The 11,258-nt window shown below is 73.0% G+C and carries 8 protein-coding genes, 1 pseudogene and 1 CRISPR repeat array; of the genes and pseudogenes, 8 read left to right on the plus strand and 1 reads right to left on the minus strand.

Translation table 11 applies throughout. The features are described from left to right. Nucleotides 1-26: 26 nt before the first annotated feature. Genes cas3 through cas2e form a run of 8 tightly spaced genes read left to right on the plus strand, consistent with a single transcriptional unit; the run spans nucleotide 27 to nucleotide 9,329 of the window. A complete protein-coding gene (gene cas3, locus ABD345_RS39070; protein ID WP_425556959.1) occupies nucleotides 27-2,975 on the plus strand; it encodes a CRISPR-associated helicase Cas3' in 2,949 nt (982 codons plus the stop codon). Continuing rightward, entirely contained in the window at nucleotides 2,962-4,719 is a 1,758-nt protein-coding gene (gene casA / locus ABD345_RS39075; protein ID WP_344559442.1) for a type I-E CRISPR-associated protein Cse1/CasA, read from the plus strand. The genes cas3 and casA overlap by 14 nt, the downstream gene beginning before the upstream one ends. Continuing rightward, the gene (gene casB, locus ABD345_RS39080; protein WP_344559444.1) at nucleotides 4,716-5,390 is read left to right on the plus strand and encodes a type I-E CRISPR-associated protein Cse2/CasB; all 675 of its coding nucleotides are present in this window, start codon (nucleotides 4,716-4,718) and stop codon (nucleotides 5,388-5,390) included. The genes casA and casB overlap by 4 nt, the downstream gene beginning before the upstream one ends. Then, nucleotides 5,387-6,583 carry a type I-E CRISPR-associated protein Cas7/Cse4/CasC gene (cas7e, locus tag ABD345_RS39085; protein WP_344559446.1) on the plus strand — a complete coding sequence of 399 codons (1,197 nt, stop codon included), beginning with the start codon at nucleotides 5,387-5,389 and terminating at the stop codon, nucleotides 6,581-6,583. Before casB ends, cas7e begins: the two co-directional genes overlap by 4 nt. Next, nucleotides 6,580-7,338, plus strand: coding sequence for a type I-E CRISPR-associated protein Cas5/CasD (gene cas5e, locus ABD345_RS39090; protein ID WP_344559448.1), 759 nt, complete (start codon nucleotides 6,580-6,582; stop codon nucleotides 7,336-7,338). The genes cas7e and cas5e overlap by 4 nt, the downstream gene beginning before the upstream one ends. Further along, the gene (cas6e, locus tag ABD345_RS39095; protein ID WP_344559450.1) at nucleotides 7,338-8,042 is read left to right on the plus strand and encodes a type I-E CRISPR-associated protein Cas6/Cse3/CasE; all 705 of its coding nucleotides are present in this window, start codon (nucleotides 7,338-7,340) and stop codon (nucleotides 8,040-8,042) included. Before cas5e ends, cas6e begins: the two co-directional genes overlap by 1 nt. 4 nt (nucleotides 8,043-8,046) lie before the next feature. Continuing rightward, nucleotides 8,047-8,982: a type I-E CRISPR-associated endonuclease Cas1e gene (gene cas1e, locus ABD345_RS39100; protein WP_344559452.1), complete on the plus strand. Its 936-nt coding sequence runs from the start codon at nucleotides 8,047-8,049 to the stop codon at nucleotides 8,980-8,982. Further along, the gene (cas2e, locus tag ABD345_RS39105) at nucleotides 8,979-9,329 is read left to right on the plus strand and encodes a type I-E CRISPR-associated endoribonuclease Cas2e (RefSeq protein ID WP_344559454.1); all 351 of its coding nucleotides are present in this window, start codon (nucleotides 8,979-8,981) and stop codon (nucleotides 9,327-9,329) included. Before cas1e ends, cas2e begins: the two co-directional genes overlap by 4 nt. A 101-nt stretch (nucleotides 9,330-9,430) precedes the next feature. Then, nucleotides 9,431-10,742: a CRISPR direct-repeat array (repeat unit 29 nt; unit sequence CTGCTCCCCGCGCCCGCGGGGATGGTCCC). Between the two features lie 151 nt (nucleotides 10,743-10,893). Here the strand turns inward: cas2e and ABD345_RS40415 are convergent. Further along, a pseudogene (locus ABD345_RS40415) lies at nucleotides 10,894-11,250 on the minus strand (transposase); the annotation flags it as partial. Nucleotides 11,251-11,258: the final 8 nt, after the last annotated feature.

The raw sequence follows: 11,258 nt of genomic DNA on the forward strand, positions 1-11,258 counted from the left end.
CGTGGTCAGGTTCCCCTTGGGGAGTCGTGACCGCGACCCTGGCCAATTCCGTGACCACGAAGCCTCAGAAGTGGGGGAAATCGCTGACCGTTCACAGTGGGCGGGTGGCCGGCGGGTTCGAGCTGCGTTCGCGGTTGTCGGAGCAGGCGCGCAGTGTGTGGGCGAAGCACGACAGGGACGGTGAGGGGTGGCTGCCGTTGTGGTGTCACATGCAGGACAGTGCGGCGGTGGCGGGGCTGTTGTGGGACTGCTGGGTGCCGGAGCGGGTGCGGGCGATGGTCGGCGGGGTGCTGCCCGAGGGGGAGGTGGACGGGCGGCGGTTGGTGGTGTGGCTGGCGGGGGTGCACGACATCGGGAAGGCGACGCCGGCGTTCGCGTGCCAGGTGGACGCTCTGGCGGACCGGATGCGTGATGCGGGGTTGGAGATGCCGTACCGGGCGGGGTTGGGGGCGGATCGGCGGTTGGCGCCGCACGGCTTGGCGGGCCAGTTGCTGTTGCAGGAGTGGATGAAGGAGCGGCACGGGTGGCCGGGACGGGCGACGGGGCAGTTCGCGGTGGTGGTGGGTGGTCATCACGGTGTGCCGCCGGAGCAGGTGGCGCTCCTGGAGTTGGACGGGCGTGGGGAGTTGGTGCGGACGCCGGGCGGGAGTGAGGGGGTGTGGCGGCGGGTCCAGGGGGAGTTGTTGGACGCGTGCGCGGTGGAGTTCGGGGCGCAGGGGAGGCTGGGGCAGTGGCGGGGGGTGAAGCTGCCGCAGACGGTGCAGGTGGTGCTGTCCGGGCTGGTGATCGTGGCGGACTGGATCGCGAGCAATCCGGACCTGTTCCCGTACTTCCCGCTGGAGGCCGGGTTCGACGGCGGGCGCCGGGTGGCGGCGGCGTGGCGGGGGCTGGACCTGCCGGGGCCGTGGCGGCCGCGGGTGCCGCAGGAAGCCGCCCCGGCGTTGTTCGCGTCGCGGTTCGAGTTGCCGCCGGGGGCGGTGGTGCGGCCGGTGCAGGCGGCGGCGGTGGAGATGGCGCGGGCGATGCCGGGGGCGGGGCTGTTGATCGTGGAGGCGCCGATGGGGGAGGGCAAGACGGAGGCGGCGCTGGCGGCGGCGGAGGTGCTGGCGGCGCGGGCCGGTGCGGGCGGGGTGTTCTTCGCGCTGCCGACGATGGCGACGAGCAACGCCATGTTCCCGCGGCTGCTGGACTGGTTGGACCGGCTGCCCGCCGACGGGAACGGGAAGCTGTCGGTGCTGCTGGCGCATTCGAAGGCGGCGCTGAACCGGGAAGCCGCCGGGTTGCGGGCCGGCTCGCGGCAGCGGGTGGCGGCGGTGGACGTGGACGGTGCGGAGCGGTTGCCGAAGGCCGGGGAGGAGGGGGCCGGTCCGGCGGAGCTGGTGGCGCACCAGTGGCTGGCCGGACGCAAGAAGGGCCTGCTGTCGTCGTTCGTGGTGGGGACGATCGATCAGCTCTTGTTCGCGGGGTTGAAGGCCCGCCACCTGGTGCTGCGGCATCTGGCGGTGGCGGGGAAGGTCGTGGTGATCGACGAGGCGCACGCGTACGACACGTACATGAACGCCTACCTGGACCGGGTGCTGGGCTGGCTGGGCGCGTACGGGGTGCCGGTGGTGGTGCTGTCGGCGACGCTTCCGGCCGTGCGCCGCCGGGAGTTGGCGCAGGCGTACGCGGGGGTCGGCGGAGGCGAGGGGCGGTTCGCCGCTGTGGAGCAGGCGCGGGAGTATCCGTTGCTGACCGCGGTGTGTGCCGGGCACGACCCGGTGCTGGGGCGCCCGGCGGCGTCCGGCCGCGGGTGCGAGGTGCGGCTGGAGCGGCTCGGGGACGGCCTGGAGGTGCTGGCGGACCGGTTGGAGGCCGAGCTGGAAGGAGGTGGGTGCGCGCTGGTGGTGCGCAACACCGTCGACCGGGTGCTGGAAGCGGCTGCGGTCCTGCGCGAGAGGTTCGGGGCCGGGGCGGTGACTGTCGCCCATGCCAGGTTCATCGACACCGACCGGGCCGAGAACGACCGCCGGCTGCTGGAGTTGTTCGGCCCGGACGGCTCCGAGCGGCCCGGGCGGCACATCGTGGTGGCCAGCCAGGTGGCGGAGCAGTCGCTGGACGTGGACTTCGACCTGCTGGTGAGCGACGTGGCGCCGGTGGACCTGCTGCTGCAGCGGGTGGGGCGGCTGCACCGCCACCAGCGGCCGGGCCGGCCCGTGCGGCTGCGGGAGGCGAGGTGCCTGCTGACGGGCGTCGACTGGTCGGCTCCGGTGCCCGCGCCGGTGCGCGGATCGGAGGCGGTGTACGGGCGGCACGCGCTGCTGCGCTCGCTCGCCGTGCTGCACCCCCACCTGGAGGAGGGGCGGGGGCTGTCCCTGCCCGGTGACATCAGCGCCCTGGTGCAGGCGGCGTACGGGGAGGGGCCGGTGGGGCCCGCGCAGTGGGCGCCGGTGCTGCAGGAGGCACAGCTGGTCCACGAGCAACTGCAGGACAAGAAGGCGAGGGCGGCGGACGTGTTCCGGATCCGGGAGGCGGGGAAGGACGGCCGGTCGCTGATGGGCTGGCTGGCCGGCGGTACGGGCGACGCGGACGACACGCGTGCCGGGCGGGCCCAGGTGCGCGACAGTCCGGAGAGCCTTGAGGTGATCGTCGTGGAGGAGTCGGAGGACGGCTCGCTGGCGACGGTGGGCTGGGCGGGCGAGGGGCGGGGAGGGCTGCCGCTGCCGACCGGTTCGGTGCCGTCGCCGCGGGCGGCGCGGGCGGCGGCGGCCTGTGGGCTGCGCCTGCCGCCGCGCCTGGCCAAGCCGTACATTGTTGACCGGGTAATCGCCGAACTTGAGCGTTTCTATTTCGAAAGTTGGCAGGTTAAGGAAAATCCTTGGCTGGCAGGGCAGTTGATCCTTCCGATCCGGCCCGGTTGTCCGACCCTTCTGGCAGGGTTCCGACTCATGTACACCCGTGAGAACGGACTCGAGGTGTCGAATGCCGACGCATGACCGAGCCCAAGTCCCGCACGTACCAGAGTCGTTCGACCTGACAGGGCAGGCGTGGATCCCGGTCCTGCTGATTGACGGCCGCGAGAGCGAACTGTCCCTGTGCGAGGTATTCGAGCAGGCGACGAGAATCAGGCGGTTTGCCTGCGAACTCACCACGCAGGAATTCGCCCTCACCCGGCTGCTCCTGGCCATCGCCCACGACGCCTTGGACGGTCCGGGCGACACCGAGGAATGGGCCGACCTGTGGGAGGACCCGCAGGCGCTGCACCCGGTGCTGCCCTACCTGGAGGAACACCGGGACCGCTTCGACCTCCTGCACCCGCACACGCCGTTCTACCAGTGCGCGGGGCTGCGGACCGGCAAGGACGAGGTCTTCTCCCCGAACCGGATCGTGGCGGACGTGCCCAACGGCAACCCGTTCTTCACCGCGCGCTTCCCCGGCGTCGAGCGCGTCACGTTCGCGGAGGCCGCCCGCTGGGTCGTGCACGCCCAGGCCTACGACACCTCCGGCATCAAGACCGGCGTGGAAGGCGACCCGCGGGCCAAAGCGGGTAAGGCCTACCCCCAGGGCCCGGCCTGGGCGGGCAACCTGGGCGCGGTGCTCGCCGAAGGCACGAACCTGCGTGAGACGCTGCTGTTGAACCTGATCGCGGCCGACCACTGGAGCACCGTCCACGGAGACCTCCCCGCCTGGCGGCGCCCGCCCGCCGGCCCCGGCGCCGCCGACGACCTGGCCTCCCGCCCCGCCGGACCGCGCGACCTCTACACCTGGCAGTCCCGCCGCATCCGGCTGCACGCCGACCACGACGGCGTGCACGGCGTCGTCCTCACCTACGGCGACCCCCTCACCCCGCAGAACAGGTTCGACACCGAGCCGATGACCGGCTGGCGGCGCAGCCAGGCGCAGGAGAAGAAGCTCGGCCGGCCCCTGGTGTACATGCCCAGGGAGGTGGACCCGGCGCGGGCGGCCTGGCGCGGGCTGGGTTCGCTGATCGCCTCAGCCGCCCCGCTCCAGGGCCCGGCCGCAGAGCCGGCGCCGGAGCTGAGGCCGGGGCTGGTGCACTGGCTGGCCCGGCTGGAAGGGGACGAGATCCTGCCGAAGGGGCGGCGGATGCGGCTGCGGACCTTCGGCGCCGTGTACGGCACCCAGCAGTCGGTCATCGACGAGATCACCGGCGACGCGGTGGCGTTCGCGCTGGTCGTGCTCAGCGAGCGGGACCCACGCCTGGGCGAGACCGCGAAGACCGCCGTCGCAGACGCGGACCTCGCCGTCCGGGCCCTGGGCGACCTGGCGTCCGACCTCGCGCGGGCCGCGGGCAGCGAGTCCGAGACCCCCCGGGCCGGCGCGCGGGACGCCGGTTTCGGCGCCCTCGACGCCCCGTACCGGCTCTGGCTGACCGCCATCCGCGACAGCGACGATCCCACCGCACTGCGCACCGACTGGCAGCAGCAGGCCCGCCGGATCGTCTCCGGCCTCGCCGGCGACCTCATCGCCCAGGCCGGAGACACGGCTTGGGAGGGGCGGATCGTCGCCACCAAGAAGGGCGAGGCCTGGCTGAACACCGACTCCGCCGACCTGTGGTTCCGCAGCCGCCTCAAGCGCGCCCTGCCCCTCGCCTTCCCCGACACCCCGCAGCCCGAGCCGCAAGACAGCAGCCCAGGGCCCTTGGCCACCGACCCGGCCGACACACCGGACGCCTCGGACACCGGTACGGCTTCCCACCTCGAAAGGGCGACCGCATGACCACCGCCCCACCGACCCCCGGGCAACGCCGCCGCGTCCTCGGACCGGTCGGCACCCTCGCCGGCAGCGAGATCGGCCGCCTGCAGAAGGGCTACCTGGACGACCGCCCCGACGCCGTCGCCGCCCTCGCCCGGCTGCGCCGCGGCGCCGGCAAGGACACCGCCACCGTCCCCGACCTGTGGGGCCTGCTCGACGCCGACCGCCTCCACGCCGACCCGGTGCTGGACCAGGACGCCGCGCACACCGCCCTGTACACGGCCGCGACCCTGTACTCCCTGCACCAGCAGTCCCGCGGCAGCCGCATGCACCGGCCGGGCGGCGACGAACTCGGCACCGCCGTACGCCGCCTGATGCCCGGCGGCGACATGGACGAGCCGACCCGCAAGCGCTTCGTGCGCGCCGGATCAGCGGCCACGATGCCCGTCCTGGCCACCCGACTGCGCGAGATCGTGCTGCTGCTGCGCCGCGAGGACATCGCCCTCGACTACGCCCTGCTCGCCGAGCAGCTCTACCAGTGGCAGCAGCGGCCGTGGGGACCGGACAGCGTCCGGCGCTCCTGGGGGCGCTCCCTGCACGCCCACCGCGCCAAGCCCGCCGACCCGGCCGCCGGCGACGCGGCCCCCGGCGCCACCACCTCCTCCACCGACGACCGCAAGGACAGCGCCCAGTGACCAGCCGCATCATCCTCGACGTGCACGCCCTGCAGAGCGTCCCGCCGAGCAACTTGAACCGGGACGACACCGGCGCGCCCAAGACCGCGGTGTACGGCGGCGCCACCCGTGCCCGAGTCTCCAGCCAGGCCTGGAAGCGCGCCACCCGCCGCTACTTCGACACCATCCTCGACCCTGCCGAGCTCGGGGTGCGCACCAAGCGGGTCGCCGAACTCCTCGCCGAACGCATCACCGAACTCGCCCCCCACACCGGCGAGGCCCAGGCGCTGGCGCTGGCGGCGGAGGTGCTGCAGACCGCGACCGGCTCGAAGATCGAACCGCCCAAGCGCAAGGTCGAGCAGGCGAAGAAGAACGGCGGCGACGACCCGGCGCCCGAGTCCTCCTACCTGATGTTCCTCAGCGCCCGCCAGCTCGGCCACCTCGCGGCCCTGGCCGTCGAGGGCGCCGCCGACATCAAGGCGTTCTTCAAGGACAAGGACGCCAAGGCCCGCGCGAAGAAGATCGCCGACGGCCGGCACTCCGTCGACATCGCCCTGTTCGGGCGGATGGTCGCCGACTCCACCGACATCAACGTCGACGCCGCGGCCCAGGTCGCCCACGCCATCGGCGTGCACCGCAGCGAGACCGAGTCCGACTACTTCACCGCCGTCGACGACCGCAACACCGACGCCGAACCGGGCGCGGGCATGATCGGCACCGTCGACTTCAACTCCGCCACCCTCTACCGGTACGCGGCCCTCGACGTCGACCTGCTGGAGCGCAACCTCGGCCGGGGCCTGGACGAGAACGAGTCGCCCGCCACCCCGGTGCGCCGCGCCGTCGAGGCGTTCCTGGAGGGCTTCGTCTCCTCCCTGCCCACCGGCAAGATCAACACCTTCGGCAACCACACCCTCCCCGACGCCGTCCTCGTCACCCTGCGCACCTCACGCCCCGTCAGCTTCGTCGGAGCCTTCGAGAAGCCCGTCACCCCCGACGTCGACGGCGGCCACCTGGAGCCCGCCTGCGCCCGCCTCGCCGACTACGTCCCCGAGATCGAACGGGCCTACGGCGACGACAGCGCCCAGACCTGGGTCCTGCGCGTGGGCCCCGCCACCGCCAAGCTCTCCTCTCTCGGTCAGGAGACCCCGCGGCTCTCCACCCTGGTGACCGCCGTCGGCGCCGCCGTCGCCGCCCGCCTGGAGCAGCGCGGATGAGCGTGCTGGCCCTGCAGCTCGCCGGCCCCCTGCAGTCGTGGGGGGCCACCTCGCGCTTCGCCCGGCGCACCACCGAGAACGCCCCCACCAAGAGCGGCGTCATCGGACTGCTCGCCGCCGCGCTCGGCATCGAACGCGGCGACGACGCGGGCCTCGCCGAACTCGCCGCCCTGCGCTTCGGCGTCCGCGTCGACCAGCCCGGCGCCCGGCTGCGCGACTACCAGAGCGCCCAGCACTTCGACACCGAGGAGTCGATGCCGCTCTCCGAGCGCTTCTACCTCGCCGACGCCGTCTTCGTCGCGGCCGTCGAAGGCCCCGCCCCGCTCATCGAACGCCTCCACACGGCCGTCCGGGCCCCCGCCTACCTGCCCTACCTGGGGCGCCGCTCCTGCCCGCCCTCCCGCCCGCTGGACCTGCCCGACGACCGGAGCGTCCACCACGACGGCGACCTCGACGCCGTCCTGGCCCGCCTGCCCTGGCGCGCCGCCCCCTGGCACCAGCAGCGCCACCGCGACCACCCGAGCGTCGACCTGACCGTCCTCGCAGAGATCCCGCCGGGCAGCGACCCGGCCGCGCCCGTCCAAGGCGACGTACTGCGCGACCAGCCGCTCAGCTTCGACGTCCGCCACCGCCGGCACGGCCTGCGCACCGTCCGCACCACCACCGTCACCGTGCCCAACCCCCGTGCCACACCGCGCCCCGCGAAGGCACCCGTGCCCGCCCACGACCCGACGACACACCTGGAAAGCGCCTGATGTACCTGACCCGCTTCCGCTTCAACACCGCGCGCGCGGGCGCCCGCCGACTGCTGTCCTCCCCCCAGCACCTGCACGCCGCGGTCATGTCCGCCTTCCCCGAGATCCTGCCCGCCGCCCCCGGCCCGCGCGTCCTGTGGCGCACCGACCACAACGCCACCGCCGAAGTCCAGCTGTACGTCGTCAGCCCCGCCCGCCCCGACCTCACCCACCTCGTGGAACAGGCCGGCTGGCCCGCCGCGGCCGCCACCGGCACGGCCGGCTGGCAGACCTACGCCTACGCCCCGTTCCTCGAACGCCTCGACAAGGGCACCACCTGGAACTTCCGCCTCACCGCCAACCCCGTCCACCACGCCCGCAGGAAAGACGGCGAGCCCACCAAACGCACCGCCCACCTCACCGCCCGCCACCAGACGCAGTGGCTGCTCCAGCGCCAGGACGCGGGCGGCTTCCGCATCCTGGCCAAACCCGCCGACCGCCGGCACACCGAACACGGCGACGAGCACCAGCTCGCCGTCCACGGACAGCGCAACCTCGCCTTCGCCAAACAAGGCACCACCGGACGCGTCACCCTCACCGCCGTCACCTTCGACGGCCGCCTCGAAGTCACCGACCCCGACGCCCTGCGCGCCGTACTGACCGCCGGCCTCGGCAAGGCCAAGGCGTACGGCTGCGGCCTGATGACCCTCGCCCCGATCGGCTGACCCCGTGAGCACCGTCAGCCGCCGCCCGGCCAGCAGCCCGCGCGAACTCGCCCGCGCCGCCGACCGGCTCTCCTTCCTCTACCTCGAACGCTGCACCATCCACCGCGACTCCAACGCCCTCACCGTCGAAACCGCCGACGGCACCACCCACATCCCCTCCGCCACCATCGGCACCCTGCTCCTGGGTCCCGGCACCCGCATCACCCACCAGGCGATGAGCGTCCTCAGCGAGACCGGCGCGGGCGTGGTCTGGACCGGCGAACACGGCGTCCGCCACTACGCGGCAGGCCGCTCGCTGTCCCGCTCCTCGGCCATGGCCGAAGCCCAGGCCCTCCGCTGGGCCAACCAGCGCACCCGCCTGGACACCGCCCGGGCCATGTACCGGCTGCGCTTCCCCGACGAGGACCCGGCGAGCCTCACCCGGCGGCAACTCCTCGGCCATGAAGGCGACCGCATGAAGGACTGCTACCGCGCCGAAGCCGCCAGAACCGGCATCCGCTGGCGAGGACGCCACTACACCCCCGGAGACTTCACCTCCGGAGACCCCGCCAACCAGGCCATCACCGCAGCCGCCCAAGCCATGTACGGCGTCTCGCACGCCGTCATCGCCGCACTCGGCTGCTCACCCGCCCTCGGATTCGTGCACTCCGGCCACGAACTCTCCTTCGTCCTCGACATCGCCGACCTCTACAAGACCGAGATCGGCATCCCCGTCGCCTTCGACGTCGCAGCCGCCTCCCCCGAGGACATCGGCGCCCGCACCCGCCGTGCCCTGCGCGACCGCATCCACGAACTGCGCCTGCAGGAGCGGATCGTCGCCGACATCCGACGCCTGCTCGCCATCGAAACGGCCACCGACGACCAGGACACGGTCAGCCTCCAAGCCGATCACGGGCAACACGTCGCCGCAGGAGTCAACTACGGGGAGGGCAACTGGTGACCGTCATCGTCCTCACCAACTGCCCCGTCGGCCTGCGGGGCCTACTCACCCGCTGGCTCCTCGAAATCTCCGCCGGAGTGTTCATCGGCTCCCCGTCCGCACGCGTGCGGGACGTCCTGTGGGCCGAAGTCCGACAGCACGCGGGCCAGGGCCGGGCCCTCCTGATCCACACCTCGAACACGGAACAGGGCTTCACCTTCCACACCCACGACCACGCCTGGAAACCCGTCGACCACGAAGGCCTCACCCTCATCCACCGACCAAACGCCGGTGCGGCTCCGGCATCCAGCCCAGCCAAGCCAGGCTGGAGCACCGCGTCCAAACTGCGCCGTTTCGGAAAACGATGAACCACCGCCGAAAGGGCCTGAACCATATGTCCGTTATGCCGGAATCAGTGAAGATTGCAGTTTCGCGCCACATCGACAGGTAAACCCACAGGTCATCAAGACTGCTCCCCGCGCCCGCGGGGATGGTCCCCATCCCCCGCCGACGCCCCACATGCCCGCTGTCTGCTCCCCGCGCCCGCGGGGATGGTCCCCACAGGCTGGCGGTGGTACCGGTCAGCGCGGCCTGCTCCCCGCGCCCGCGGGGATGGTCCCCAGGCGTTCGCGTTGGGAGCCGGCGACCAGACCTGCTCCCCGCGCCCGCGGGGATGGTCCCCCATCGCCATTACCTCCGCGAGGAGGAACAAGCTGCTCCCCGCGCCCGCGGGGATGGTCCCCTTCCAGCCGTGCGCGCAGGCCTCCGCCGGGTCTGCTCCCCGCGCCCGCGGGGATGGTCCCGGAGTACCCGCTGCTGCTCGCCAGTGCCTTCGCTGCTCCCCGCGCCCGCGGGGATGGTCCCCGCCCCTGAACTGGGGAGTTGCAGTTGCAACGCTGCTCCCCGCGCCCGCGGGGATGGTCCCGCTCCTCGTAGTAACGGGCGACGGACCGGGTGCTGCTCCCCGCGCCCGCGGGGATGGTCCTCGGATGCGAATCCGTGGCGACCTACTGCGCAAACTGCTCCCCGCGCCCGCGGGGATGGTCCCAGCCGCATCACCGACACGGCGCCCACCCGCACGCTGCTCCCCGCGCCCGCGGGGATGGTCCCCCTCCCCGCCGAGCCCACCGAAGAGGGAGCCGCTGCTCCCCGCGCCCGCGGGGATGGTCCTCCGGCGGGAGGAAAGTCCGGCTGGCCCCGGAACTGCTCCCCGCGCCCGCGGGGATGGTCCCGTGAACCGCCTCGCCGCCGCCCCCTCCGAGTCCTGCTCCCCGCGCCCGCGGGGATGGTCCCGGGGAGATCCGGCACGGCCACAGCATCGTGCGCTGCTCCCCGCGCCCGCGGGGATGGTCCCCGCACCGGGGGACCGACGATATGTCGGCGGTGCTGCTCCCCGCGCCCGCGGGGATGGTCCCCCTGCGGGGCAAGGAATCAAAGCCACCCCCAGCTGCTCCCCGCGCCCGCGGGGATGGTCCCTGGGCGGCGGCAGGGAACACGGGCTCGCAGATCTGCTCCCCGCGCCCGCGGGGATGGTCCCGACGTCCACCGCGACGGCGAGCAGGTCACGCTCTGCTCCCCGCGCCCGCGGGGATGGTCCCAGCCGCGACCACCGGCTGACCGCCCTTCTGCACTGCTCCCCGCGCCTGCGGGGATGGTCCCGACTCCCAGGGACTCACCCTGATGGAGATCCGCTGCTCCCCGCGCCCGCAGGGATGGTCCCACTGCCGCGCCCCGGCCCCGGTGCTGCTCGGGCTGCTCCCCGCGCCCGCGGGGATGGCCCGAGACCTTGTTGAGGATTTCGTCGGTGGTCTTGGTCCGGATGAACGGTCTGGGGTGGTCGTTCCAGTCGGCGAGCCGGCTGCGGATGTCGCGCTCCAGGGCCTGGACCGGGCGGTGGACGCCGTGGCGGAACTTGTTCGGCGTGAGTTCGGTGAACCACTGCTCGACCAGGTTCAGGCAGGAGGATCCGGTCGGGGCGAGGCACAGGTGGAAGCGCGGGTGGGTGACCAGCCAGGTCTTGATCGCTGGGACCTTGTGGGTGATGTGGTCGTCCGGGATCAGGTGCGCTTCGAGGTCGGCGGGGACCGGCTGGTCGAGCTTGGCCGGGAACTTCTTGAACTCGGCGGTGCGGTGGTGGCCGTGGAGCGAGCCGGTGGCTTTCCCGGTCGCCGTGGCGAGGGCGGTGAAGAGGGTGTGGTGCCTAGGCCGTGTCTCATAATTGATCTTGTGGTGGGTCGTGGAGAGATAACGGATGCTGCGTGGGCTCGGATTGAGCCGTTGCTGCCGCAGCGGGACGG

This window comes from Kitasatospora saccharophila, from assembly GCF_039529925.1.
In the GTDB taxonomy this organism is placed as follows: Bacteria; Actinomycetota; Actinomycetes; order Streptomycetales; family Streptomycetaceae; genus Kitasatospora; species Kitasatospora saccharophila.

What these genes read in the sequence shown, in the direction of transcription:
- casA (WP_344559442.1), top strand. Translation starts at nt 2,962, where the DNA reads ATGCCGACGCATGACCGAGCCCAAGTCCCGCACGTACCAGAGTCGTTC.
- casB (WP_344559444.1), top strand. Translation starts at nt 4,716, where the DNA reads ATGACCACCGCCCCACCGACCCCCGGGCAACGCCGCCGCGTCCTCGGA.
- cas5e (WP_344559448.1), top strand. Translation starts at nt 6,580, where the DNA reads ATGAGCGTGCTGGCCCTGCAGCTCGCCGGCCCCCTGCAGTCGTGGGGG.
- cas6e (WP_344559450.1), top strand. Translation starts at nt 7,338, where the DNA reads ATGTACCTGACCCGCTTCCGCTTCAACACCGCGCGCGCGGGCGCCCGC.